Source organism: Methylorubrum sp. GM97 (assembly GCF_024347855.1).
Taxonomy (GTDB): Bacteria; Pseudomonadota; Alphaproteobacteria; order Rhizobiales; family Beijerinckiaceae; genus Methylobacterium; species Methylobacterium extorquens.
The window spans coordinates 5,359,177-5,384,947 of sequence record NZ_AP025942.1; the positions used below are offsets into that span (position 1 = coordinate 5,359,177).

A 25,771-nucleotide genomic window follows, 5' to 3' on the forward strand; every position below is an offset into this window, starting at 1 on the left:
GAGGCATGGTGCCGCCTGGAATCCCGGTAAACTCAAATGAAAGGCGGGGGCATGGCCCCCGCCGAGACTGGAAAAGCGGACTACTCGGCCGCCTGCCGTTCGCCGTAGCCCAGGCGCGTGTTGAGTTCGCCCAGAAGCTTCACGGCCGCTTCCGCGATCACGGTGCCCGGCGGGAAGATCGCCGAGGCGCCCGCGGCGTAGAGCGCGTCGTAGTCGCCCGGCGGGATCACGCCGCCGACCACGATCATCACGTCGTCGCGGCCCTCCTGCTTCAGCGCGGCCTTGAGTTCCGGCACCAGCGTCAGGTGGCCCGCGGCCAGCGAGGAGACGCCGACGATGTGCACGTCGTTCTCCACCGCCTGCCGCGCGGCCTCGTCCGGCGTGGCGAAGAGCGGCCCGATATCCACGTCGAAGCCGAGATCGGCGAACGCCGAGGCGATCACCTTCTGGCCGCGGTCGTGCCCGTCCTGGCCCATCTTGGCGACCAGGATGCGCGGGCGGCGCCCGTCATTCTCCTCGAAGGCCTCGACGAGGCCGCGGACCTTCTCCACCACCGGCGACATACCGCCCACCTCCCGCTTGTAGACGCCCGAGATCGAGCGGATCTGGGCGCGGTGACGGCCCCAGGCCTTCTCCAGCGCCTCCGAGATCTCGCCGACCGTGGCTTTGGCCCGCGCCGCGTTCACCGCCAGTTCGAGCAGGTTGCCCTCGCCATCCGCAGCCTTCGTCAGCGCGGCCAGAGCCGCATCGACGTCGGCCTGGTTGCGCTCGGCGCGCAGGCGCTTGAGCTTGTCGATCTGCTTGGCGCGCACGTCGGCGTTGTCGACGCGCAGCAGGTCGATCTTCATCTCGTCGTCGGGCTTGTACTTGTTGATGCCGACGATGGTCTGGCGCCCGGAATCGATCCGCGCCTGGGCGCGGGCCGCCGCCTCCTCGATGCGCAGCTTCGGGATGCCGGCCTCGATGGCCTTGGCCATGCCGCCGAGCGCCTCGACCTCGCGGATATGCTCCCAGGCGCGGGCGGCGATGTCCCGGGTCAGCCGCTCGACATAGTAGGAGCCGCCCCACGGATCGATGATCCGCGTGGTGCCGCTCTCCTGCTGCAGGAAGAGCTGGGTGTTGCGGGCGATGCGGGCCGAGAAGTCGGTCGGCAGCGCCAAAGCCTCGTCGAGCGCGTTGGTGTGGAGCGACTGGGTGCCGCCCTGCGTCGCCGCCATCGCCTCGATGCAGGTGCGGGTGACGTTGTTGAACACGTCCTGCGCGGTCAGCGACCAGCCGGACGTCTGGGAATGGGTGCGCAGCGGCAGCGACTTGTCGCTCTTCGGCTCGAACTCTTTGACGAGCTTGGCCCAGATCAGGCGTGCGGCCCGCATCTTGGCGATCTCCATGAAGAAGTTCATCCCGATCGCCCAGAAGAACGACAGGCGCGGCGCGAACTGGTCGATGGTGAGGCCCGCCGCGAGGCCTGCCTTGATGTACTCGACGCCGTCCGCGAGGGTGTAGGCGAGCTCCAGATCCTGCGTCGCCCCGGCCTCCTGCATGTGGTAGCCGGAGATCGAGATCGAGTTGAACTTCGGCATGTTCTTCGAGGTGTAGCCGAAGATGTCCGAGATGATCCGCATCGATCCCTTGGGGGGATAGATGTAGGTGTTGCGGACCATGAACTCCTTGAGGATGTCGTTCTGGATCGTGCCGGCGAGCTTTTCGGGCGGCACGCCCTGCTCCTCGGCCGCGACGATGTAGAGCGCGAGCACCGGCAGCACCGCGCCGTTCATCGTCATCGACACCGTCATCTCATCGAGCGGAATGCCGGAGAACAGCGTGCGCATGTCGTAGATCGAGTCGATCGCGACACCCGCCATGCCGACATCACCCGAGACGCGCGGGTGGTCCGAATCGTAGCCGCGGTGGGTCGCGAGATCGAAGGCGACCGAGAGGCCTTTCTGGCCCGCGGCGAGGTTGCGCCGATAGAAGGCGTTCGAATCCTCGGCCGTCGAGAAGCCGGCATATTGCCGGATCGTCCAGGGCTGGGTGACGTACATCGCCGGATAGGGGCCGCGCAGGTAGGGCGGCAGGCCGGGGAACGAGTCGATCCCCTCGCAGCCCTCGCGGTCCTCGGGGCCGTAGAAGCCCTTCACCGGAATGCCCTCGGGCGTCATCCACGGCTCCCCGGCCGGCGGGGGCGGCGCCTTGAAGCCGTCGGCCGCGTAGGCGACGGAGGCGAAATCGGGGATGCGGGAGCTCATCGTGCGTCTGTTCCTGGCGTCAGTCTCGGCATCGGCGGAGACGATGATTTTTTTTGAGCATTATAGGCAAGCCACCAAACGCGGCTACTGTCCATAAGGCCGGACTCACCGGCCGCGCTTGCGCTGGCTGCCTGTCAGGTGACGGCGCCCGCGCGCATCCCACCGCACGCTCGGCGCCGGCCCCGACGGCGCAGCGAGCCACGCCCGGCGTTGCGCGATCAGCGCCTTGAGCCGTTCGGCCCGCTTCTCCTTGCCTGCGCAGTCGGAGGTGCAACCGACGTCGAAGCCGTGGGGGCCGCCTTCGCCGGAAAACAGGCTGACCACCGCCAACACGATCCCAACGACGCCGATCACGCCGATCACCAAGGCTGGCCACGCGAAGCCGAGGCCGACGAGGACGGCGATGGCGGCCTTGCCGGCCAACGTTCCGACCACCTTCACTTTCAGGAGAGCGCCGAAGGTTGCCGCGGCGCCGGCCGAGCCGCGCAGCGCCCTCAGGCTCCGCCTGCGGAAACGCTTGCGCGCAACGAGCGCTTCGAGCCGGCGCAATTCGCGCTCCGTCCGCCGCCGGGCGTGAGCCCGATCCTCCACCGCGTTCGCCCGCACGCCCCCTCCCCGCTGTGCTTGCCGCGCCGAATGTGCGGCGAGGCGAGCGTGACCGTCAAACCGCCGCTTTCCGCGGCTCGGGTCGTGCGGAGCGCGGGGCGGAAGGTTGGACGGAATGGCGACAGGGCGGGGGACGCCGAGTGCGGCGCGGAACTGGCCGTTCCTGGCGGGCTTCGTCGCGGTTGAGCGCCGGCTCGGCGAGCGCGCCCAGGCCGCGGGCCGGCTGCCGGCCTTCGCCTACGAGTTTCTGAGGTTCGGGGTGAAGCAGGGCTGGGCCTGCCTGTTCGGCGGCCTCATCTGCGCGCTGCTCATCGGCACGCACCTGTTCTACCCGGCCGACGCGCCGCTCTCGCGCTACGATTTTCTGACGCTCGCCGCGATCCTGATCCAGGTCGCGCTGCTGGCTTTGGGCATGGAGACCTGGGAGGAGGCCAAGGTCATCGCGCTCTATCACGTCGTCGGGACGGCGATGGAGATCTTCAAGACCGGCGTCGGCTCGTGGATCTACCCGGAGGCGAGCCTGCTGCGGATCATGGGCGTGCCGCTGTTCACCGGCTTTATGTATGCCAGCATCGGCTCCTACATCGCCCGCGTCTGGCGCCTGTTCGACTTCCGCTTCACCCGACATCCGCCGCTGATGTTCACGCTCCCGCTGGCGGGTGCGATCTACCTCAACTTCTTCAGCCACCATTACGTGGCCGACATGCGGGCGATGCTGTTTATCGCGACCGGCGTGCTGTTCGGCGGCACGGTCGTGCACTTCAAGGTCTGGCACGTGTACCGGCAGATGCCGCTGCTGCTCGGCTTCGTCCTCGTAGCCGGGTTCATCTGGCTGGCCGAGAACATCGGCACGGCGAGCCGGGTCTGGCTCTACCCGAACCAGGCGGCCGGCTGGTCGCCGGTCTCGGCGGCCAAGCTCGGCTCGTGGTTCCTGCTGATGATCGTGTCCTACGTGCTCGTCACGCTGGTGAGCCGGCCGGAGCCATGCCCCGAGGCGGTACCCACGCGGCCTGCCGATCCGGGCGCTGAGGCCGCGATCAGTTGACGTAGGTGCGGATCCAGTTCGGGGAGAGGATTTCGCCCTCCTCGGTGATGATCCAGGGCTGCTTCGAGGGGTCGCCGAGGGCGCCCTTGGCGGCAAGCAGCGCCTCGCGCAGGGTGTCGTAGCGCTCCGGCTGGGCCAGGGGAGACGAGGCCGGCAGGGTGCGCCAGATCGTCAGGTCGGCAGGACGTTCGAGAGCTTCCGTTTCCATCTCATGCGCTTCCTGTTCGAACCGGGCCCGTTCGCGAATGGATCGCGGCGACGACTGACGTCGCTGGGCCGGTATGTACAAAGTTCTAGGGCGATCGAAGCATCTCTGGGGCGGCTTTGCGATCAATTCGAGTGCTCGATAGCCGTTCGATCACCGTTTCGTCGCAGTTCCTCGCCCGAACCTTGCCTTGGTTTCGCCAAGAATTGGTCCGGACCCACCCACCGATGCCTTTTCATCTGTAGGACGACACTGCGTATGAAACAGTATGCAATTGGTTACTCTTCGTAGGGGCATCCCTCGGTGCGGTGCCGCACCCAGCTTCCCTGTGTAGGAAAGCGGGGATTTGTTGACTGGACGCCACACCGGACACAGCTAAGTCTCAATTGCCGGACGCGCGCTTTACGGCGCGACGGACCTGACTCTCAGGAGTTTGGTGGAGAGAACCTGAACGTAGCCCGTACCGCCGACGCGGCGCGGGTCGCGCGGTTCATGGCTGGGCAGGGCTGAGGTTGTCGGTGCCGGATCGCTTCGTGCGCGTCGCCTTGGGCGTGACGCTGGGCCTGCTGATTGCCTTCGTGGCGCAGCCCTACATCCTCGCCTTCCTCTACTCGGCGAACGCGCCCCGCTCGGTCGCGGCGCGCGGCGATCTCTCGGCGGCGGAGAAGACCACCGTCGATCTGTTCGCCAGCGCCTCGCCCTCCGTTGTCCACGTCTTCGCCCAGGCGGCGGCGCAAGGGCGCGCGCTGATGGAGCCGGACGACGAGTTCGGCCAGGGAGAACAGCAGCAGGGCTCCGGCACGCAGACCGGCACCGGTTTCGTCTGGGACGCGGCGGGCCACGTCGTCACCAACAACCACGTCGTCGAGGCCGCGACGAAGGGTGGCGGCTCGATCTCCGTGCGGCTCGCCTCGGGCGAAGTGATCGGCGCGCGGGTCGTCGGCACGGCGCCGAGCTACGATCTCGCCGTGCTCCAGCTCGGCCGCGTGGCCAAGATGCCCCCTCCTCTAGCTGTGGGGACCTCGGCCGACCTCAAGGTCGGGCAGTCGGCGTTTGCCATCGGCAACCCGTTCGGCCTCGATCACACCCTGACGACCGGAGTCATCAGCGCACTCCAGCGCCGCCTGCCGACGCAGGAGGGCCGGGAGCTGTCGGGCGTCATCCAGACCGATGCGGCGATCAATCCGGGTAATTCGGGCGGGCCCCTGCTCGATTCCGCCGGGCGCCTGATCGGCGTCAACACCGCGATCTTCTCGCCTTCGGGCGCCAGCGCCGGCATCGGCTTTGCGGTGCCGGTCGATGTCGTGAACCGGGTGGTGCCGGACCTCATCAAGAACGGGCGCGTGCGCAATCCCGGCATCGGCATCATCGCCGGCCAGGAGGCGACCGCCGCCCGGCTCGGCATCGACGGTGTCGTGGTGCTGCGGGTGCTGCCCGGTTCGCCAGCGGCGCAGGCCGGTTTGCGTGGCGTCGATCCCCGCACCGGCACGATCGGCGACGTCATCGTCGGCGCCAATGGCCGCCCGGTTCACCGCCTGTCGGACCTGACCGCCGCGGTCGAGGAAGCGGGGCTCGACCGCCCGGTGAGCCTGCTGGTGGAGCGCGACGGCCGGGTGCGGACGGTGCGGGTGAATACCGCCGACGTGGCGCAGACGCGGTTGTAATCCCGCTCCCCGTGGGCGTGCACCGGATGAGCGCTTTACCCGCGCACCGAACCGGCCGATGACCGCGGGATGCTCATCGCCCTCGGCCTTCTGGCGCTCATCGGATTCTGGTGGCTCGGCCGCCGCAACGGGCGCCTGCCCTTCGGCCTGACGCCGCGCCTGCTCGCCGGCTACGTCCTTATGGCGACGGCCTTCGTGCTGTCGCTGCGCGGCAGCTTCCTCCTGGCCCTTCTGCTCGGCGCAGGAGGCGTCTGGCTCTCGGAGGGCGAGGCGGGCGTGATCCGGCGGGTCCGCGCATGGCGCGGATACCGGGAGCCCCGGCAAGTGCGGACGGCCGCCCTCGAATTCGACCTCGGCACCGACGGGGAGCCGATGGACGGGACCGTGCTCGTCGGGCCCTTCGCCGGCCGCCGCCTCTCGGCGGTGCCGTCGGAGGCGCTCATCGAGCTGGCCGCCCTGCTGAGCGCCAACGATCCCGAGGGCGCCCGCGGGCTAGAGGCGTATCTCGACCGCCGGCAGCCCGGCTGGCGTGTAGACGCTGATGTCGACGGAGACCCGCGGACGGGCGGACCGGCGAAGCCAGGGTCGATGACGGAGCAGGAGGCCTATCAGGTCCTGGGGCTTGAGCGCGGGGCGTCCCTGGAGGACGTCCGCGCGGCTCATCGGACGCTGATGAAGCGGCTGCATCCCGACCAGGGCGGCAGCGTCGAGGGAGCGGCGCGCGTGAACGCGGCGCGTGACAGACTGGTGAACCGACATCGCTAGAACTCCACGCGCGTTGTCAGGGTCGATATGTCGAAGGTCGTCGAAGCCGCTTGATGCGGCTCCTGTCATCGGGCGGTCGCCGGCCGAACGCGCCGGCAGCCGCACCGAGGATGGCTGTTGGAGGCGATCAGCTCCGGGTCGCGAAGCAGTTGAAGCCGTTCTTCTTCAGCGCGGCGCAGGCATCCTGCGCGGTGCTCTGTTCGGCAAATCCCGAGAAGCGGGCGCGGAACAGCGTGGTGCCGCCATGGGTCACGCGCACCGTGTAGGGCGCGGCCTTGGACAGCATGCCGGTGCGGCTGCGGGCGTCGGCGAGGATCGACTTCGCCTTGTCCTCGTCGTCCATGGCGCCGAGCTGGATCACCCAGGGGCTCGGCGTGACGGGCTTGGCGCTGTCGCCGCGGGCATCCTTCGGCGGGCCCTCGGCCCGGGAGGCGACGCCCTCGACGGCGGGCAGGCGGGCGGTCGACTTGCCGGCCGTGCCGGGGAAAGGCGCCTGACCCGCCGAGCCTGCATAGGCCTGGGCAGCCCCCGGCAGCGCCTGGAGGGTGGTGCGGCGCGATCCCGGCGTGGTGGTGGCCGGCCGGATGTCGAGCGGAGCGTTGCTGGTGGAGCTCGTCGTCTCGATGTCTTCGTCGTCCGCCGAGGCGAGAACCGTCCGGGTGCGGGAATCGGCCTCGGCGACGACTGCCGGGCGACCGCGCTCGGCCACCTCGACCACAGGCGCCGTTTGACGGCTGCCTGCAAAGGCGCGGGGCAGATTGGCGCGGACGAGGTCGGCCATGATCCGGTCGCGGCTCGCGCCCGATTTGCCGCCGAGCACGATCGCCACGATCTGCCGGTCGCCGAGCTTGGCTGCGGTCATCAGGTTGAAGCCGGAATCGCGGGTGTAGCCGGTCTTGATGCCGTCCACGCCCTCCACATTGCCGAGCAGGCGGTTGTGGTTGCCGATGGTCCGGCCGCGGAAGGCGAAGGAGCGGGTCTGGAAGTAGCGGTAGTAGCGCGGGAAGCGATCCTGGATCGCACGGGCCAGCAGAGTGAGGTCGTGGGCCGTGGTGATCTGGTCGGGGTCGGGCAGGCCCGAAGCGTTGGCGTAGTGGGTGCGGCTCATGCCGAGCGCCTTGGCCTTGCGCGTCATCATCTCGGCGAAGCGCGGCTCGGAGCCGGCGATGTTCTCGCCGATGGCGCAGGCCACGTCGTTGGCCGACTTGGTGACGAGCGCCTTGATCGCCTCCTCGACCGTGACGGTCGAGCCGGGGCGCAACCCCAGCTTCGACGGCGCCTGGGCGGCGGCGTTGGCCGAGATCGAGAGCGGCGAGTCGAGGTCGTAGCGGCCCTTCTCCAGCTGCTCGAAGAGCATGTAGAGGGTCATGACCTTGGTGATCGAGGCCGGGTGGCGTAGCGCGTCCTCGTTGACCGCGTGCAGCGTGCGGCCCGATTTCACGTCCACGACCATGGCGGCGTAGGGCGGGTTGTACCCGCTCACCGCCTTGCGGGCGTGGCCTCGGCGTTTTGCCTCGGCCGGGTCGGCCACTGCGACGAGAAAACTCGTCGCCAGGAGCAGCACGGCGACAGCGCGGGACCCCGTGGTGGGCCGGCCTTCTACGCGACGCATCTCGAAACCTTCGCCTCGACAGTCGGACGTTCAAGCCCGGCTGGCACCCTTCACGAACGCCGCCATCGGGTCCGCAATCTCTGTCGAAGACGGTAGGATGAACGCGGTTACGCGGCCGTTAATGCCGGACGATGCGGGTGCGAGATCGTCCTTTCGCCACAGGGGTTAAGCCGATCTTGACGAGACCCGCTTGGGAAGGCCGGCGTTGCCCGCGTCGGGTCCGCCGTGCGGCGTTTCGTCATCGGATCCAAAGACGGCCGCGCCGCATTTCGCGCGTGGGCGCAGGGCTGGCCGCGCGTTCATTCAGTACGGACAGTTTCACGCACCTCACTGGCGCAGGCGCCGATCGGCCTATAGATTGCCTGTTGAGCGCCGCGCCCCTCACCGGGACGCTGGCGCCGAAGGCTGCCAGACCAAGGTCGCTTCGATTCAGATGTCTTCCAACCTCATTCAGGACAACGTGCAGGAGGCGGGTCGGGGACGAGTTCCGGTGCGTGCGGCCTCAACCCCGCGCAGCCCCGGCGACGACGACCGTTCGGGCACCGCGATCATCACCCGCACCAAGCCGCGGGCGAAGCGACCGAGCCTGTACCGCGTGCTGCTGCTCAACGACGATTACACGCCGATGGAATTCGTCGTGCATGTCGTGGAGCGGTTCTTCAACAAGAGCCACGACGACGCCTACCAGATCATGATGCACGTCCACCACAATGGTGTGGGGGAGTGTGGCGTGTTCACCTACGAGGTCGCGGAAACGAAAGTGACGCAGGTGATGGATTTCGCCCGCAAGCACCAACATCCGCTTCAGTGCGTTATGGAAAAGAAATAGGCATCCAGCGAAGGCCAGAGCATTGCCCAGCTTCTCACGTAGCCTCGAGCAAGCCCTCCACCGCGCCCTGGCCTTGGCCGGAGAGCGCCGCCACGAATACGCGACCCTCGAACACCTCCTGCTCGCTCTCGTCGATGATCAGGATGCTGCCGCGGTGATGCGAGCCTGTAACGTCGAGACCGACGTACTGCGCCGCAATCTCGTCGAATACGTCGACACCGAACTCTCGAATCTGACGGGCGATGGGCGTCAGGACGCCAAGCCGACCGCCGGCTTCCAGCGCGTGATCCAGCGTGCGGTGATCCATGTCCAGTCCTCGGGCCGCGAGGAGGTGACCGGGGCCAACGTGCTCGTCGCGATCTTCGCCGAGCGCGAGAGCCACGCCGCCTACTTCCTGCAAGAGCAGGACATGACCCGCTACGATGCGGTGAACTACATCAGCCACGGCATCGCCAAGCGGCCCGGCGCGTCCGAGGCCAAGCCTGTGCGCGGCGCCGAGGAGGAGGCCGCGTCCGAGCGTCCCGGCAGCGAAGAGACCGAGGCGCGGCCCAAGAAGAAGGGCGATGCGCTCGACGCCTACTGCGTCAACCTCAACAAGAAGGCGCGCGACGGTAAGATCGACCCGCTGATCGGCCGCCATTCCGAGGTCGAGCGCACGATTCAGGTGCTCTGCCGCCGCCAGAAGAACAATCCGCTGCTGGTGGGCGACCCCGGCGTCGGCAAGACGGCGATCGCCGAAGGGCTCGCGCGTAAGATCATCCAGCACGAGGTGCCGGAAGTTCTTGCCGACGCGACGGTGTTCTCCCTCGACATGGGCACGCTGCTGGCCGGCACCCGCTACCGCGGCGACTTCGAGGAGCGCCTCAAGCAGGTGATGAAGGAGATCGAGGCGCACCCCAACGCCATCATGTTCATCGACGAGATTCACACCGTGATCGGTGCGGGTGCGACCTCGGGCGGTGCGATGGACGCCTCGAACCTCTTGAAGCCCGCTCTGGCCTCGGGTGCCCTGCGCTGCATCGGCTCGACCACCTACAAGGAGTACCGCCAGTACTTCGAGAAGGATCGCGCCCTGGTGCGCCGCTTCCAGAAGATCGACGTCAACGAGCCGTCGATCCCGGACACGATCGAGATCCTCAAGGGGCTGAAGCCGTATTTCGAGGAGTTCCACAAGCTCAAATACACCACCGAGGCGGTGAAGGCGGCGGTGGAGCTGTCGGCGCGCTACATCAACGACCGCAAGCTGCCCGACAAGGCGATCGACGTGATCGACGAGACCGGCGCCTCGCAGATGCTGGTGCCGGAGGCGCGCCGCAAGCGCACCATCGGCGTCAAGGAGATCGAGACCACCATCGCGACGATGGCGCGCATCCCGCCGAAAACCGTGTCGAAGGACGACGCGGTGGTTCTCAAGAACCTCACCGAGAACCTGAAGCGGGTCGTCTATGGCCAGACCAACGCCATCGAGGCGCTGACCTCGGCGATCAAGCTCGCCCGTGCGGGCCTGCGCGATCCCGACAAGCCGATCGGCTCCTACCTGTTCGCCGGCCCGACCGGCGTCGGCAAAACCGAAGCGGCCAAGCAACTCGCGGCCTCGCTCGGCGTCGAGATGCTGCGGTTCGACATGTCGGAATACATGGAGCGCCACACGGTCTCGCGGCTGATCGGTGCCCCGCCCGGCTATGTCGGCTTCGATCAGGGCGGACTGCTCACCGACGGGATCGACCAGCACCCGCACTGCGTGCTCCTGCTCGACGAGATTGAGAAGGCGCATCCGGACCTGTTCAACATCCTGTTGCAGGTCATGGATCACGGCAAGCTGACCGACCACAACGGCAAGCAGGTCGATTTCCGCAACGTCATCATCATCATGACGTCGAATGCGGGCGCCTCGGATCTGGCGAAGTCGGCCTACGGCTTCACGCAGTCGAAGCGCACGGGCGACGACGTCGAGGCGATCAACCGGCTGTTCGCGCCGGAATTCCGCAACCGCCTCGACGCGATCATCTCGTTCGGCCACTTGCCGAAGGAGGTCGTGGCCAAGGTCGTCGACAAGTTCGTGCTCCAGCTCGAAGCGCAGCTCGCCGACCGCAACGTCACGATCGAGCTGTCGGACGAGGCCCGCGAATGGCTCGTGGAGAACGGCTACGACGACGCGATGGGCGCGCGCCCCATGGCCCGTCTGATCCAATCCACGATCAAGACGCCGCTCGCCGACGAGGTGCTGTTCGGCCGCCTCAAGGACGGCGGGGCCGTCAAGGTGGTGCTGAAGAAGCCGGAGGCCGAGGACGGCAAGGGCAAGGCGGAACTCGGTTTCGAATTCCCCGCCGGACCGGTGACCCCGAAGCCGGAGACGGACGTCGCCAACGCGGCCAAGCGCAAGCGCTCGAAGCCACGTTCGGCGCCGCGCAAGAAGGCGGCCAAGCGTGATGGTGGTCCGTCCGGCGGTGGATCCTCCGGTGGCGGCTCCGTCCGCACCGTGCCGAAGGTGCCGCTGAAAGTCTGAGAGTGCGTGGTCGCTCATTCGCAAGAGTGAGCGGCCTTCGAGGCCGTCGCGGGTTGCGTTCCTGCGCCGGCTCCCGGATATGGGCGGCGCCGCGCTCTGCCAGAGGGGCCGGCATCGGCCAGCAATGGGGGTAGCATGACGAGCGACGCGCAGGAGGAGCCCCTGACGCCTGTCGCGCCACAGCCGGCTCCGGCGCGGCCGAAGCCGCTAACGTCCCGCGAGAGACGCCGTCGCCGCCGCAAGTCGCGTCATCGCGGCGAGGAGATTCTCGGCTGGATCCTGGTGCCGGTGATCTTGTTCGGCCTCTTCTGGGGCGTGAACGCGGTCCTCGAGGCGATGGGCACGAGCCCCGGCGTGGTGTGGGATCAGCTCCTGCAGGTGAAGGCCGCGCTTGAGAAGAAGATGTAGGGCGCGGACGCCCTACTCCGCCGCCGCCTTGCTCAGCCCGATCCGCCGCCAGATCGTGCTCAGCGCGTCCACCAAATGGTCGATGTCGGCATTCGAATGCAGCGGCGAGGGCGTGATCCGTAGGCGCTCCGTCCCACGCGGGACGGTCGGGTAGTTGATCGGCTGCACGTAGATGCCGAACTCGTCGAGCAGGGTATCGCTGATCGCCTTGCACAGCACGGGGTCGCAAACCATCACTGGCACGATGTGGCTGCGGTTGGCCAAAGTCGGGATGCCCGCCGCATCCAGTGCCTGCCGGACCCGCGCCACCCGCTCCTGATGCCGCGCCCGCTCGACACTGCTCGCCTTGAGGTGGCGGATGCTGGCCGCGGCGCCGGCCGCGACCGCCGGCGGCAGCGAGGTCGTGAAGATGAAGCCCGAGGCGAAGCTACGCACGAAGTCGCAGAGCTGCGTCGAACCGGTGATGTAGCCGCCATGGACGGCAAACGCCTTGCCGAGCGTTCCTTCGATCACGTCGAGCCGGTGGGCGAGCCCCATCCGCTCCGAGATGCCGCCGCCCCGCGCGCCGTAGAGGCCGACCGCGTGCACCTCGTCGAGATAGGTGAGCGCCCCGTGCGCCTCGGCCACGTCGCAGATCTCGTCGATCGGGGCGATGTCGCCATCCATCGAATAGACCGACTCGAATGCGACGAGCTTGGCCCGGCCGGGCTCGATCAGCCCGAGCTTGCGATCCAGATCCTCTGGATCGTTGTGGCGGAAGATCTGGCGTTCGGCCCGGCTCGAACGGATGCCCTCGATCATTGAGGCGTGGTTGCCCTCGTCGGAGAAGACGACGCAGCCCGGAAGCTTCGAGGCGAGCGTGCCGAGCGCCGCCCAGTTCGAGACGTAGCCGGAGGAGAAGATCAGCGCCGCTTCCTTTCCGTGGAGGTCGGCGAGTTCCTGCTCCAAGAGCACGTGATAATGGTTGGTGCCGGAGATGTTGCGGGTGCCGCCCGCGCCGGCTCCGCATCGGTCGGTCGCCTCGTGCATCGCTTGCAGCACCGACGGGTGCTGGCCCATGCCGAGATAGTCGTTGGAGCACCAGACGGTGACCTCGCGCTCACCGCCGGGGCTGTGATGCGTGGCGTAGGGAAACCGCCCCGCCTGCCGCTCCAGATCGGTGAAGACGCGGTAGCGCCCCTCCCGGTGGAGGCCGGTGATCGCATTGCCGAAGAACGCTTCGTAATCCATGCCGTCCTCCCCGAAGAAGATGATGCCGGTGGGCAGATCTTGCGTCTGCCTCGCTTCATTCGCGGTGCACTGCCCGGGTTTCGGGCATCTCGGCCGCTCTGGGTGCGGCGCGGCCCGGAAGGCTCCAGTTCCACAGCGCCGCCGAGGGCAGCGGCAGCATCAGGAACCAATGCTCCAGGGTGGCAAGCGCGGCGAGCGTCGCGAGCAGGGCAAAGCCCGTTACCGTCTGCGGCGCGGCGGCATCCCCGAGCGCGCCGCGGGCGAGCAGGACCGATGCGGCGGTGCCCAGCGTCACCGAGAGCGGAAACAGCGGGTTCATCGGCCGCCGGCTGAGGTAGCAGGCGAGATAGCCGAGATGCGGCGGCAGGAACTCGGCGTGAAGGTTGCGCACGCCGAGGAACAGGTTGAGCCGCGCTGAGGCGTTCATCAGTGTGAGCAGGCCGTAGGTCCAGAGCGCGACTCGGTTCCCCTCCCCCAAGTCAGGCAGAGGATGGCGAGCCCTCCGATCAAGATCGCGAATTCGTGCCACAGGCTGGTGGCGAGCGCCGCGAAGAAGCGGTCGAACCCGCGCAGGTTCGGCGCGCAGGCGGCGGGCTTCGGGCCGGAGATGAAGCCCATATAGTAGCTCATCTCCTGCCAGCCCCAGACGATGATCGCGGCGGTGAAGCCGAGATAGGCGCCGGTCTCCGTGTCGTCGTCCGCGACCGCGCGGATGGTCCAGAGCGCGCCGGCCAGGACGGCGCTCGCCGCGACCATGCTGCGGGCATGCGTCCGCCGCGGCAGGTGCTGGAGCACCAGCACCAGTCCGGTGGCCGACCACCACAGCAGGACGGCGTAGAGCGCCGGAACGGCGTAGACGCCCATGCTACCAGACCGGATCGAGGCGGATGTCGGCCGGCATCGCGTTCTGCTTGACCGGGAGAAGGTAGAGCCGCGCGAAGGTCGCCGCCGCGACCAGGGTCTGGGCGCCGTGCTTGAGCTTGCCCGACAGGCCGCCTTCCGCCTTGGCGGCGGCGATCTTGTCGGCGCAGACCAGCAGCCGGTCGAGCCCCGCCTTGAAGCGCGGATCGTCGAGATCGAGGGTGATCGGGAAGGTCTGTTTCGAGATCTCGGAGGTGATCCGGAAGACCTTGAAATCGTAATCGGTCGGATCGACCCCGAGCGCCTTGTGGAAGGCCGGGCGGCAATGGTCGCGGACATACATCGTCGCGAACACCGCCAGCAGGAAGAAGCGGATCCAGTAGCGGTTGACCCCCGTCGTCAGCTTTGGGTTGGCCCGCATGAGCAGCGCGAACGCCTCGCCGTGGCGGAACTCGTCGTTGCACCACTTCTCGAACCACTTGAAGATCGGGTGGATGCGCCGCTCCGGATGCCGCTCCAACTCGCGGTAGATCGTGATGTAGCGGGCGTAGCCGATCTTCTCCGATAGGTAGGTCGCGTAGAAGATGAACTTCGGCTTGAAGAACGTGTACTTCTTCGCCTTGGTCAGGAAGCCGAGATCGACGCCGACGCCGAAGTCCTTCAGCGTGTCGTTGATGAAGCCGGCATGGCGCGCCTCGTCGCGGCTCATGAAGCCGAACAGCTCCTTGATGTCCTTGTTCTTGGCGCGCTTGCGCATTTCCGCGTAGAGCACGCAGCCCGAGAACTCGGCGGTGATCGAGGAGACGAGGAAGTCGAGGAATTCCTTGCGCAGCTCCGGGTCCATCTCGGCGAGGTCGCAGTCGAACTCCTCGTTGCGCACGAAGTGGCGCTTGTTCGGGTCCGAGCGCAGCTCCTCGATCAGGATGTCCCATTCGCGGCGCACGGGCTCGACATCGGTGCGGTCGAGTTCGTCGAAATCGGTGGTGTAGAAGCGCGGGCTCAGAAACGTCGTCTGCTGCGCGCTCTTGGTCGAGTCGTTGAGCGGCTGGCGCGGGAACGGAACTCCCGTCGCCGGTTGGGGCTGGACGTTGGCGTTCACAGCTTCCTCCGTTCGGAAAAGCTCACCTCGTAGAGCTCGGTCAGCTCGAGATGGGCGATCAGCTTGGTCCAGGCCCGCTCCAGCCGGCCTGCGCGGGTGACGGTGGCGGTGCGGCGTACGGTGAGGCGCTCGCCGTAGGGCACCTCGGTCGGCGCATCGTGGACCTGGACCTCGTCGCCGGGCTCGATCTCGAACCCGCCGTCGAGCGTCACATGCGCGTGCAGGCTCTCCGGCGTCTGCTCGATCTCGACGGTGCAGGGCACCTCGACGACCGTCTTGCCGATCCAGGCAATGTCCGCCCCCCTTCTATCTGCTGCGGCCATCACCGCAGCTCCGTGCCGGGCAACAGGCGGGCGAAGGCCTTCGCGTTCGAAGGGCCGAAGGCCAGCAGCGGCACGTTCCGCCCGGTGGCGCCATCCTCCAACGACAACGTGCCGTTGTCGAATCGCGTGAGGGTGAACGGAGGCTCGCGGCTCAGGCCTTCCCGCTGCCGAGCCTGGGCGAGCCCGCGCAGCGTGCCGCGGATGAAGCCGTCCTGTCCCGGCTCGATCCGGGCGACCAGTTTCCCGTCGCTGGCCTCGCGCAGGTCGATGGCGCCGTCCGGCTGGTCTTCGGCGTGGAACGCCAGCGTCTGAACCGGGTGGGCGACCGGTATCTGCTGCTCCGTCTCCTGGCCGCGGCCGACGGCGACGGCAACAATCGCTACCGCGAGCAGGGCCGCGACGGCCAGAAGCGCCGGCCGCTGGGATTGCGGCTTCTGCGGCGGGCGGCGGAAGTTCAGCTCGACAGGCATGGATCTCACCCTCCGCTATCGGGCCCCGGCGGTCGCGAGGTGGCCGGGGGCAGCGCTCGCACGCCCGGTCACGGCGGGTTCCACGGCGCGCGCCGGACCTTTGGCAAGATCTTTGGCAGGTCCTTCAGCGATCCCCTCGGCCGAACCTTCGGCCTGCGCCGCGAGCGCCGGGGCGAGCAGGGCCACCACGCTCCGGGCCTCGGGCACCGAGCGCAGCATCGGCTCCGGCCGGCTCACCCGCCAGGGCCGGGCATGCGGCCAGAGATGCAGGTAGGCGACCCGCTCGCCCGGCGGCAGGCGCAGGGGGATGTCGCCGGTGCCGTCGGAAAACAGGCGCAGGTCCGCCGACTCGATCCGGGTGAGTGGCAGGTTGAGGGTGATCGGCAGGGCGATGCCGACATGCAGCACCATGCGCCGGTCGGTGAGCGTGTAGACGGTGGTGCGGTGGACGAGCCAGGCGAGGAAGCTCAGCAGTCCAAGCGCCGCGAGGCCGATCAGCAAGGTCGGGCCCGCGACGGCGAGCGCCCGCGCCGGCCCCCCGCTCGCGGCGGCGCCGATCGCCAGCACCGTGGCGGTGCCGGCGAACCACACCATGACGAGCCGGGCGTGGAAGGCGCGCAGCAACACGCCGGACAGGCTCGGGGCGCCGCGCCACAGGATGCGCTCGCCCGGCGGCAACGGGCCGGGCAGCCCCCGCAGCGTCCCTTCGGGTAGGAAGTCGGAATCGCTCATAGGATCGCCCCTCAGAGAATGGGTTCTTGACGGGCCGGCGAGGCGTAGAGGGTGCCGGCGCCGAAATACGCCATGATCCGCTCCTCCTCCCGCAGGGTGACGGAATCCGGATCCTTGATGCCGGGGATGTCGGCGAACTGCTCGGCCAGCAGCGCCTCGGTCTTCACCGTGCGGGAGAAGCGGCCGGTGGTGCAGAAGGTCACTGGCATCAGCACCCGGCGCCCGCCCGCACCGAGTTCGACCTCGTAGTAGCGCACGAAGGATTCGCCGCGATCGAGCCAGAGATCGACGACGGTGCCGGCGACCTGCCGGTCGGCGCCGAAGACCGCCATGCCGATCGGGTTCGGTCCGTCCTCGTGGACCACGAACGCGTCGGCGACGCGTAAGGGGACGATCCGGTACTCGTTGTCCCAGGTCCGGTCGTGCTCGTCGTGGCGCGGAACCCAGGAGCCGGGGCCAACGCCGGCCTGCAGCGACGTGTCGGTACGGAAGTAGGGCGCGCCGGGGAAGACCTCGCGGCGGGCGCTCGGCACATGGGTGTCGTAGGCGATGTTCGTCTGCGGCGCGTACATCGTGTGGCCGCTCGACAGGTGGAAGGCCTTCGGCGTCGGGATGAGAATCGGGTCGGGGCTCTTCAGCCGGCCGGCCGCCTCGTTCTCCAGCGGATAGCCCTCGCGGCGATCTTCCCGGCGCAGGTAGAAGACCAGGCCTGCGAAGAAGATCCAGAACGCGTAGAGCGTGACCTGCGCGACATCGATGTAACCGGTGATCTCGCCTCTGGGCATGGCAGGCCTCCCGATCAGGTGGGACGATTGACGAGGGGGTCGAACGGACCGGAACGCCGCTCGTCCGGACGGATGGAACCGGCGGCGTCCGCGCGCACGAGCGGGCCGAGCGCGACCAGCGTGGCGAACAGCAGCGCAATCTCGACGTGGTAGACGATGAGGTAGCCGATGGCCGGCTCGTTCATGCCCTCGCCGAGCGCCCCCGATTGCGCCACGGCGGCGCCGAGATCGCGCAGGATGCCGCTGGCGGCGATGGCGAGCCCGGCGGCGGTGGCCTGCGCCGCGCCCCAGGCGCCCAGCGCAAGGCCGGTATCCTCGGGCCCGGCCTTGGCCATGGAGGCGGTGAGCGTGCCGTGGGCGAACAAGCCGCCGCCGATGCCGATCAGCGTGACGCCCGCCGCAAACAGCCGGGCCGAGGCGAGCGGTGCAGCGAAGATCACCGCCGAGAAGGCGGCGATGCCGATCACCGCGCCCGTTGCCGCCACACGGTAGGGGTCGCCGCCGCGGTTGAGCCAGCGCGCCGCCGCGATCAGCCCGAGACCGCCGCCGGCGGCGAGCATCGCGGTCAGCGCCGTGGTCTGCGCCACCGTGAGGCCGAGGATCTGGCCGCCATAGGGTTCGAGCAGGATGTCCTGCATCGAGAACGCCGCGGTGCCGAGCGCGATCGCCGCGAGCCGCCGCCGTGCGGTGCCCTCCCCGGCATAGCCGCGCCAGGATTGGGAAAAGCTCGGCCGCGGCGCCGCCCGGTCGGTGCGGTGCGGATCGCGCGGTTCCTGCTTCCACAGGGCGACGCCGTTGAGCACGATCGTGATCAGCGCCGCGCCCTGGATCACCTGGATCAGGCGGACCGCCGAGAAATTCGCCAATGCCAGCCCGAACAGAACGGCGCTGCCCATCATGCCGGCCAGCAGCATGGCGCAGAGGAGCGCCACCACCTTCGGGCGGGCATGCGCAGGGGCGAGATCGGTGGCCAGCGCCAGCCCGACGGTCTGCGTGGTGTGGAGCCCCGCGCCGACGAGCAGGAAGGCGAGCGCGGCCGCGACATGGCCGACCCAGAGCGGGCCGGTGGTGTCGCCCGACAGGATCAGCAGGGCGAACGGCATGATCGCCAGCCCGCCGAATTGCAGCAGCGTGCCGAACCAGATGTAGGGCACCCGCCGCCAGCCGAGCACCGAGCGGTGCGTGTCCGAGCGGAAGCCGACCAGCGCCCGCAAGGGGGCGAACAGGAGCGGCAGCGACAGCATCACCGCCACGATCCAGGCCGGCACCGACAGCTCGACGATCATCACCCGGTTGAGCGTGCCGATCAGCAGCACGGCGGCCATGCCGACAGTGACCTGGAACAGCGCGAGCCGCATCAGGCGCCCGAGCGGCAGCTCCTTTGTCGCCGCATCGGCGAACGGAAGGATCGCCGGGCCGAGGCGGAGCAGCGCCTGGGTGATGGCGAGGCCGGATTTCATCGAGCGGCCCCGGTCTCGATCGCGGGCGATGCCGTCTTGCGCAGCTCGATCGCGTTCGAGAGGTAGAACCCGCTGTTCACCCGCTGCGTCCGCGCGACGGCGAAACGTGCCAGTGCCCGCTCCCCGGCGATGCGCCGCCGCAGGCCGCTCTCCGTGATCGGCACGATGGCCGGAGCCCGGTCGCCCTTCGGGAACAGCTTGCCGGCCGCGTGCATCAGCGTCAGCAGCGCGGTGCGCGGGGCGACGGTGAACAGCAGGCTTCCATCGGTGCGCAGCGAGAGTTCGGCGAGCGCACGGACGATGTCCGGCGCCTGATAATGGATCAGTGAATCCATCGCGACGACATGGTCGAAGCGGCCGAGCCAGGGGTCGAGCATGTCGCCGACCCGGAACTCGACCGAGCCGGGGCCGGGGATCGCGGGCAGGCGCTCGCGGGCGAGCCCGATCAGCGTCGGCGAGACGTCGATCGCCACCACCGCCGCACCCCGGCGCGCGGCCTCGACCGCGAGCGCCCCGGTGCCGCAGCCGGCATCCAGCAGGCGCAGGCCGGTCAGATCCGCCGGGAGCCAGCCGAGCAGGTTCGCGCGCATGGTGTCACGCCCGGCCCGCACCGTGGCGCGGATCTTCGAGACCGGCGCGTCGGAGGTGAGGCGCGACCACGCCTCGACCGCGGTGCGGTCGAAGTAGGTCTCCAACTGGGAGCGGCGGGTGAGATAGGGCGTGCTCATCAATCGCGTCCCGAGATCAATCGAAGCCGAGGAATTCGAACAGGTCGCGGTCCTTCATCGGCACCGCCTCGCAGGGGTCGGCGCCGGCCCAGAGCGTCTCGGCGAGTTGCATGTACTCGTCGGTGACGGCCTTCAGCTCCGGCGTCGGCTCCATCTCGAACAGCGTCGATTTCTTCAGGCGCGAGCGCCGCACCACGTCGAGATCGGGGAAATGCGCGAGGCGGCGCAGGCCCACCGCCGCGTTGAAGCGGTCGATCTCGTCGGTCCCCGCCGAGCGGTTGGCGATGACGCCGCCGAGCCGCACGCCGTAATTCTTCGACTTGGTGTGAATGGCCGCGACGATGCGGTTCATCGCGAAGATTGAGTCGAAGTCGTTGGCGGTGACGATCAGCGCCCGGTCGGCGTGCTGGAGCGGCGAGGCGAAGCCGCCGCAGACCACGTCGCCCAGCACGTCGAACACGACGACGTCGGTATCCTCCAGAAGGTGATGCTCCTTGAGGAGCTTGACCGTCTGCCCGACGACGTAGCCGCCGCAGCCGGTGCCGGCGGGCGGTCCGCCGGCCTCGACGCATTTCACGCCGTTATAGCCCTCGACCACGAAATCCTCGGCCCGCAGCTCCTCGGAGTGGAAGTTCACGGCCTCCAAGGCGTCGATGACGGTCGGCGCAAGACGCTTGGTCAGCGTGAAGGTCGAGTCGTGCTTCGGATCACAACCGATCTGGAGGACGCGCTTGCCCAGCTTCGAGAAGGCGACCGAGAGGTTCGAGGAGGTGGTCGACTTGCCGATGCCGCCCTTTCCGTAGACGGCGAAGACCTTGGCGGTCTCGATCCGGTCGTTCGGGTCGAGCCCGACCTGAAGACTGCCCTCCTCGCGGCGGACGGGGACCGGATTTCGGATGGCGATGTTCATGCCGCGACTCCTGCGATGATGCCGGGTGTCACGCCCTCCAGCCGGTCCTCCAGTTCCTCCTCGGCACGGTCGAGCGCGTCGCGCATCGCCGGGTCGGGAGTCCAGAAGCCGCGGCGGTGAGCCTCGATCAGGCGGCTGGCGACCTTGGCGCAGGCCGTGGGGTTGAGCGTCGCCATCCGGTCGCGCATGGCGTCGTCGAGCACGAAGGTCTCGGTGATGCGCTCGTAGATCCAGGGCTGCACCGCGCCGGCGGTGGCGGACCAGCCGACGGTGTTGGTCAGGGTCGCCTCGATCTGGCGCACGCCCTCATAGCCGTGGCCGAGCAGGCCCTCGTACCATTTCGGGTTGAGCATGCGGGTGCGGGTTTCCAGCGCCACCTGCTCGTCGAGCGAGCGCACGCGCCCCTCTCCGCGGGTCTGGTCGCTGATGTAGATCGGCACCGCCTCGCCGCGGGCGCGGGCCACCGCCCGGCCCATGCCGCCGAGCCCGTCGAAGTAGTGGTCAACGCTCGTGACACCGAGTTCGACCGAATCGAGGTTCTGGTAGGCGAGATCGACCCGGGCCAGCACCGCCTTCATCAGGTCGCGCTGCGGCGCGGGGCGACCGGTGCGGCCGTAGGCGAAGCTCTTCCGACGCGAAAAGGTCTCGCAGAGTTCGTCCTCGTCGTCCCAGCGGCCGGACTCGACGAGGTGGTTGACGTTGGCGCCGTAGGCCCCCTCCGCATTGGAGAAGACCCGCAGGGCCGCCGTCTCGAAATCGCAGCCCTGCTCGGCCTGGATTGCCAGGGCATGCTTGCGCACGAAGTTCCGCTCGATCGGCTCCTCGGCGCTGGCAGCGAGAAAGCTCGCTTCCGCGAGCAGCTTGGTCTGCAACGGCAGAAGATCGCGAAAAATGCCGGAGAGCGTGACCACCGCGTCGATGCGCGGGCGGCCGAGTTGTTCGAGCGGGATCAGCTCGGCCCCGGCGAGGCGACCGTAGCCGTCGAAGCGGGGCGCCGCACCGATCAGCGCCAGCGCCTGAGCGATGGGGCCGCCCTCGCTCTTCAGGTTGTCAGTGCCCCATAGGACGAGCGCGACGCTCTCCGGCAGGGCCCGGCCTTCCTCAAGGTAACGCTTGAGCACTCGCGCCACTTGGCGGGTGCCGTCGGCCAGAGCGAAGGCCGTGGGCAGGCGGTAGGGATCGAAGCCGTGCAGGTTGCGCCCCGTGGGCAGGATACCGGGATTGCGCAGCAGGTCGCCGCCCGCGACCGGGGCCACGAAGCGCCCGTCGAGGGCCCGCATCAGCGCGGGCAGCTCGCTGTCGCGGGCGAGGTCGGCATCGATCCGGGCGAGGTCGGCGAAGGCGGCCCGGTGGGTCTCGTCGGCGGGCAGACCCGCGGCGGCGAGCGCCTCGTTGAGGGATGCGCCCTCGATCAGGAGCTCGATCCCGGTGCGGGCGGGCTTCAGCCCGTGCGAGGCCTCCGCCAGGGCGAGCAGCAGATCGACACGTTCCTCGCAGACCATTCCCTCGCCGATCACGTGCAGGCCGTGCGGGATCAGCGTCTGCTCGAGTTCGAACAAAGCGGCGGCGAGTGCGGCGATGTGCGGGGCGGGATTGCCCTCCCAGGCGGGCTCGGCCGGGACCAGATCGACGGCTGCGCCCTGCGCCTGGATGACCACGGCGAGCGCCGTCCGCTCGGCCGTCGCTTCCGGTTCCAGACCGCGCCAGCGCTCGACCGAGGCCTTGAGGTCGCTCAGGCCGCGGTAGAGCCCGGCGGCGGCGAGGCTCGGCGTGAGGTAGCTCACGAGCGTCGCGGCGGAGCGGCGCTTGGCCAGCGTGCCCTCGGACGGGTTGTTGGCGGCGTAGAGGTAGATGTTGGGCAGCGCACCGATCAGCCGCTCGGGCCAGCAGGCTTCCGACAATCCGGCCTGCTTGCCGGGCATGAATTCGAGCGCGCCGTGGGTGCCGAAATGCAGCACGGCGTCGGCCGAGAAATCTTCGCGCAGCCAGCGGTAGAAGGCGCTGAAGGCGTGGGTCGGCGCGAAGCCCTGCTCGAACAGCAGCCGCATCGGGTCGCCCTCGTAGCCGAAGGCGGGCTGCACCCCGACGAAGACGTTGCCGAACTGCGCGCCGAGCACGAGGATGTCGGCCCCGTTGCTCTGGTGGCGGCCCGGCGCCGGGCCCCACTGCGCCTCGATCTCGGGCAAGTAAGTTTCGCGACGGACGTGATCCTCGGCCGAAACGCGGGCGTGGACATTGGCCGGCGTGCCGTAGCGGGTGGCGTTGCCGCCGAGAATCTTCTCGCGCAACGCATCGACGCTGTCGGGCACGGCGACGTCGTAGCCCTCGGCCTTGAGGCCGCGCAGGGTGTTCAGCAGCGAGGCGTAGACCGAGAGGAAGGCGGCCGTGCCGGTGGCGCCGGCATTGGGCGGGAAGTTGAACAGAATGACGGCCAAGCGCCGCTCCCGCTTCGGCCGACGACGCAGGGCAACGAGCCGTTCGATCCGGGCGGCGAGCCGCTCGGCGCGCTCGGGATGCACGCGCATGTCGCGGGCGTTGCCGGGGCCGGATGCCGAGGAACGGCCGCCGAACACCATCGGTGCGGTGGCGCCATCGAGTTCGGGGATCGCGACCATCATGGTCGCCTCGACCGGCGACAGGCCGCGGCTGCCCGCCTCCCATTGCTCGATCGTCTGGAATTCCAGCGCGTGGGCGGCGAGATAAGGCACGTCGAGCCGCGCCAGCGTCGCCTCGGCCGCCGCCGCGTCGTTGTAGGCCGGCCCACCGACCAGCGAGAACCCGGTGAGCGAGACCAGAGCGTCGATCGCCGGCCGGCCGTTCACCGTGAAATAGGCGTCCACCGCGGGGCGGTTGTCGAGCCCGGCGGCGAAGGCCGGCACCACGCAGAGGCCCTTTGCCTCCAGGGCGGCGATGACGCCATCGTAATGCGCCGTGTTGCCGGCCAGAACGTAGGAGCGCATCAGCAGCAGACCGACGCGGCCGCGGGCGCCCGGCACGGTCGGCAGGGCGGACAGGCTCTCGCCGACGCGGTCGGCCATGCGCGGATGGTAGAGGCCGGTCTCGGGATAATGCTGGGGTGCAGGTGCCGCGGCGATCTCACGCCACACGGTGCGGGGCCCGGCGGCGTAGCGCTGCACGAGGAAGCGCACGAGGCTCGCCACGTTCTCGTCCGAGCCCGCGAGCCAGTATTGCAGGGTGAGGAAATAGGCGCGCACGTCCTGCGCCGAGCCGGGGATGAAGCGCAGGATCTTCGGAAGCTTGCGCACCAGCGCCATCTGCCGGGCGGCGTTGCCCTCCGCGCCCGGCTTGCCGCGCAGCCGCTTCAGGAAGTCGAGGGCCGAGCGCTTGGTCCCGCTCATGTCGAAGCGGTTGAGCTTGGTCGTGCGCACGATCTCGGAGGCCGAGAGGCAGCCGATCATCGCGTCGCAGCTCGCGCGGCGTGCCTGGATCGCCGGCAGGATCGCCCGGACGTGCTCGTCGAGGAACAGCATCGCCGAGAGGACGATGTCGGCCCGCGCGATCTCCGCCTCGCAGGCCCGGAGCGCGGCCTTGTCGGTCTCCCACTCCGCGGCGGCGTGAAAGCTCAGGGCGAGCCCCGGCATCTCTGCCGCGAGCCGCAGGCGCGCCCGTTCCACCGCGCTCGCCAAGTGATTGTCGAGCGTGACGATGGCGACGCGGATGGTGGGCCTATCGGCCGAAATGCGCCTTGGCATCGTAAAGGGTCTCGAGAGTGATGAGCGGGAGCTGCCGCTCTCGGGCGAATCGCTCGGTGTTGGCGCGGGCCTTCCCGCGCACGAAGAACGGGATCTTCTTCAGCTCCTTCTCGGCATCGGGCGCCCACGGCGCGGTGCGGACCGCGTCGGAACCCTGGATCTGGATGGGGGGTGGAACGGGCGCCGACGCGAGGGGGGGAGTCTTCGGCGCCCGTTCCACGGCGTCCGCCGTCCCGCTCGGCCCGCGGCCGAGATGAGACGGGGCGGCGCCATCGTGGAATTCGGGATCTTCGCGGAACATCCCGAGGAGATGTTCCTCCAGCCCCATCATCAGGGGATGCACGAGGGTGTCGAACAGGACGTTGGCGCCCTCGAACCCCATCTGCGGCGAGTGGCGGGCGGGAAAGTCCTGGACATGGATCGGCGCCGAGATCACCGCGCAGGGGATGCCGAGCCGCTTGGCGATGTGGCGCTCCATCTGCGTGCCGAGCACGAGTTCGGGGGCCGCCGCCTGGATCGCCGCCTCGACGTCGAGGTAGTCGTCGGTGATCGTCGCCTCGATCCCGTGAAGGGCCGCTTCCGCCCGGACCTCGCGGGCGAATTCGCGGGTATAGGTGCCGAGCCCGACGAGTTTGAAGCCGAGTTCATGCGCGGCGACGCGGGCGAGAGCCAGCGCGTGGGTGGCGTCTCCGAACACGAAGACACGTTTGCCCGTGAGATAGGTCGAATCGACCGACCGGCTGTACCAGGGCAGGCGCGAGGGCGCGTCGGCGAGGACGGGGGCGGGATCGACGCCGGCAAGGGCCGCCACCGCTTCGACGAAGCGCGTCGTCGCCCCGACGCCGATCGGCACCACATCGACGAAGGGCTGCTGGAACGTCTTCTCGAGGTACTGCGCGGCGCTGCGCGCCACCTCGGGATAGAGCACGACGTTGAAATCGGCCTCGCCCAGCCGGGCGAGATCGGCAGGCGTCGCACCGAGCGGCGCAACCACGTTCACCGCGATCCCGAGACCGTCGAGGAGGCGTCGGACCTCGATCAGGTCGTCGCGGTGGCGGAAGCCGAGGGCGGTGGGGCCGAGGATGTTGCAGGCGGGACGTCGCCCGTCGCGGGGCGAACGCTCGGCCGGCGATCCTGCCAGGGCGCGGACCAGCCGGTAGAAGGTCTCGGAGGCGCCCCAGTTCTCCTTCTTCTGGTAGGCCGGCAGCTCCAGCGGGATCACCGGGATCGGCAGGGCGAGCGCCTTGGCCAACCCGCCCGGATCGTCCTGAATCAGCTCCGCCGTGCAGGAGGCGCCGACGATCATCGCCTGCGGCTGGAAGCGCGCGTAGGCGGCGGCGACCGCGTCCTTGAAGATCGCCGCGGTGTCGCGGCCGAGATCCTGGGCCTGAAAGGTCGTGTAGGTGACCGGCGGGCGCTTGGCGCGCCGCTCGATCATCGTGAAGAGCAGGTCGGCATAGGTGTCGCCCTGGGGGGCGTGCAGCACGTAGTGCAGCCCCTCCATCGCGGTGGCGACCCGCATGGCGCCGATATGCGGCGGTCCCTCATAGGTCCAGACGGTGAGCTGCATGGCC

At 68.9% G+C, this 25,771-nt stretch carries 21 protein-coding genes and 1 pseudogene; 6 read left to right on the forward strand and 16 right to left on the reverse strand.

What is annotated here, in order from left to right:
• Positions 1–80: 80 nt before the first annotated feature.
• Positions 81–2,246 (reverse strand): methylmalonyl-CoA mutase, encoded by a 2,166-nt coding sequence (scpA, locus tag MSPGM_RS24815; RefSeq protein WP_003600912.1) that lies wholly within the window; start codon positions 2,244–2,246, stop codon positions 81–83.
• A gap of 105 nt (positions 2,247–2,351) precedes the next feature.
• The gene (locus tag MSPGM_RS24820) at positions 2,352–2,795 is read right to left on the reverse strand and encodes a hypothetical protein (RefSeq protein ID WP_244426824.1); all 444 of its coding nucleotides are present in this window, start codon (positions 2,793–2,795) and stop codon (positions 2,352–2,354) included.
• Positions 2,796–2,967: 172 nt separating this feature from the next.
• Here MSPGM_RS24820 and MSPGM_RS24825 point away from each other — a divergent pair, with 172 nt between their 5' ends.
• Entirely contained in the window at positions 2,968–3,897 is a 930-nt protein-coding gene (locus MSPGM_RS24825) for a DUF817 domain-containing protein (RefSeq protein ID WP_015857647.1), read from the forward strand.
• On the opposite strand, the gene MSPGM_RS24830 is transcribed toward MSPGM_RS24825, so the two are convergent.
• Positions 3,890–4,105, reverse strand: coding sequence for a hypothetical protein (locus tag MSPGM_RS24830; protein WP_003600916.1), 216 nt, complete (start codon positions 4,103–4,105; stop codon positions 3,890–3,892). The two genes, MSPGM_RS24825 and MSPGM_RS24830, sit on opposite strands and share 8 nt — an antisense overlap.
• Positions 4,106–4,620: 515 nt before the next feature.
• Between MSPGM_RS24830 and MSPGM_RS24835 the strand changes: the two genes are divergently transcribed.
• Both MSPGM_RS24835 and MSPGM_RS24840 read left to right on the forward strand, forming a co-directional pair.
• Complete coding sequence (locus MSPGM_RS24835; protein WP_003600917.1) at positions 4,621–5,766, forward strand: S1C family serine protease; 1,146 nt, start codon at positions 4,621–4,623, stop codon at positions 5,764–5,766.
• A 69-nt stretch (positions 5,767–5,835) separates the two neighbouring features.
• A complete protein-coding gene (locus MSPGM_RS24840; protein WP_003600918.1) occupies positions 5,836–6,531 on the forward strand; it encodes a J domain-containing protein in 696 nt (231 codons plus the stop codon).
• 127 nt (positions 6,532–6,658) lie between these two features.
• Here the strand turns inward: MSPGM_RS24840 and MSPGM_RS24845 are convergent, their stop codons facing one another.
• The gene (locus tag MSPGM_RS24845; protein ID WP_003600921.1) at positions 6,659–8,143 is read right to left on the reverse strand and encodes a D-alanyl-D-alanine carboxypeptidase; all 1,485 of its coding nucleotides are present in this window, start codon (positions 8,141–8,143) and stop codon (positions 6,659–6,661) included.
• Positions 8,144–8,576: 433 nt separating this feature from the next.
• Between MSPGM_RS24845 and clpS the strand changes: the two genes are divergently transcribed.
• The 3 genes from clpS to MSPGM_RS24860 all read left to right on the forward strand — a co-directional run bounded on the left by clpS (position 8,577) and on the right by MSPGM_RS24860 (position 11,886).
• Positions 8,577–8,972: an ATP-dependent Clp protease adapter ClpS gene (gene clpS / locus MSPGM_RS24850; RefSeq protein ID WP_261926040.1), complete on the forward strand. Its 396-nt coding sequence runs from the start codon at positions 8,577–8,579 to the stop codon at positions 8,970–8,972.
• Between the two features lie 22 nt (positions 8,973–8,994).
• Positions 8,995–11,478, forward strand: a complete 2,484-nt coding sequence (gene clpA, locus MSPGM_RS24855) for an ATP-dependent Clp protease ATP-binding subunit ClpA (protein WP_003600924.1) — start codon at positions 8,995–8,997, stop codon at positions 11,476–11,478.
• Positions 11,479–11,613: 135 nt separating this feature from the next.
• Positions 11,614–11,886, forward strand: a complete 273-nt coding sequence (locus MSPGM_RS24860) for a hypothetical protein (protein ID WP_003600926.1) — start codon at positions 11,614–11,616, stop codon at positions 11,884–11,886.
• Between the two features lie 12 nt (positions 11,887–11,898).
• On the opposite strand, the gene hemA is transcribed toward MSPGM_RS24860, so the two are convergent.
• The 12 genes and pseudogenes from hemA to bchB form a co-directional block, all read right to left on the reverse strand.
• Positions 11,899–13,116, reverse strand: coding sequence for a 5-aminolevulinate synthase (hemA, locus tag MSPGM_RS24865; protein WP_261926041.1), 1,218 nt, complete (start codon positions 13,114–13,116; stop codon positions 11,899–11,901).
• Between the two features lie 55 nt (positions 13,117–13,171).
• A pseudogene (puhE, locus tag MSPGM_RS24870) lies at positions 13,172–13,980 on the reverse strand (putative photosynthetic complex assembly protein PuhE).
• Between the two features lies 1 nt (position 13,981).
• Positions 13,982–15,076 carry a magnesium-protoporphyrin IX monomethyl ester (oxidative) cyclase gene (gene acsF / locus MSPGM_RS24875; protein WP_003600929.1) on the reverse strand — a complete coding sequence of 365 codons (1,095 nt, stop codon included), beginning with the start codon at positions 15,074–15,076 and terminating at the stop codon, positions 13,982–13,984.
• The gene (locus MSPGM_RS24880; protein ID WP_261926042.1) at positions 15,073–15,399 is read right to left on the reverse strand and encodes a hypothetical protein; all 327 of its coding nucleotides are present in this window, start codon (positions 15,397–15,399) and stop codon (positions 15,073–15,075) included. The genes acsF and MSPGM_RS24880 overlap by 4 nt, the downstream gene beginning before the upstream one ends.
• Positions 15,399–15,869, reverse strand: a complete 471-nt coding sequence (gene puhC / locus MSPGM_RS24885) for a photosynthetic complex assembly protein PuhC (RefSeq protein ID WP_003600931.1) — start codon at positions 15,867–15,869, stop codon at positions 15,399–15,401. Before puhC ends, MSPGM_RS24880 begins: the two co-directional genes overlap by 1 nt.
• 15 nt (positions 15,870–15,884) lie before the next feature.
• The gene (gene puhB / locus MSPGM_RS24890) at positions 15,885–16,601 is read right to left on the reverse strand and encodes a photosynthetic complex putative assembly protein PuhB (protein ID WP_015857648.1); all 717 of its coding nucleotides are present in this window, start codon (positions 16,599–16,601) and stop codon (positions 15,885–15,887) included.
• An 11-nt stretch (positions 16,602–16,612) separates the two neighbouring features.
• Entirely contained in the window at positions 16,613–17,386 is a 774-nt protein-coding gene (puhA, locus tag MSPGM_RS24895) for a photosynthetic reaction center subunit H (protein WP_003607116.1), read from the reverse strand.
• 14 nt (positions 17,387–17,400) lie between these two features.
• On the reverse strand, positions 17,401–18,846 hold the full coding sequence (locus MSPGM_RS24900) for a BCD family MFS transporter (RefSeq protein ID WP_003607117.1): 1,446 nt from the start codon (positions 18,844–18,846) through the stop codon (positions 17,401–17,403).
• Positions 18,843–19,574: a magnesium protoporphyrin IX methyltransferase gene (bchM, locus tag MSPGM_RS24905; RefSeq protein WP_015857649.1), complete on the reverse strand. Its 732-nt coding sequence runs from the start codon at positions 19,572–19,574 to the stop codon at positions 18,843–18,845. Before bchM ends, MSPGM_RS24900 begins: the two co-directional genes overlap by 4 nt.
• 16 nt (positions 19,575–19,590) lie before the next feature.
• Positions 19,591–20,484, reverse strand: a complete 894-nt coding sequence (gene bchL / locus MSPGM_RS24910) for a ferredoxin:protochlorophyllide reductase (ATP-dependent) iron-sulfur ATP-binding protein (protein ID WP_209688147.1) — start codon at positions 20,482–20,484, stop codon at positions 19,591–19,593.
• Positions 20,481–24,197, reverse strand: coding sequence for a magnesium chelatase subunit H (locus MSPGM_RS24915; RefSeq protein WP_015857651.1), 3,717 nt, complete (start codon positions 24,195–24,197; stop codon positions 20,481–20,483). Before MSPGM_RS24915 ends, bchL begins: the two co-directional genes overlap by 4 nt.
• Positions 24,172–25,767: a ferredoxin:protochlorophyllide reductase (ATP-dependent) subunit B gene (gene bchB, locus MSPGM_RS24920; protein WP_015857652.1), complete on the reverse strand. Its 1,596-nt coding sequence runs from the start codon at positions 25,765–25,767 to the stop codon at positions 24,172–24,174. Before bchB ends, MSPGM_RS24915 begins: the two co-directional genes overlap by 26 nt.
• Positions 25,768–25,771 lie beyond the last annotated feature (4 nt).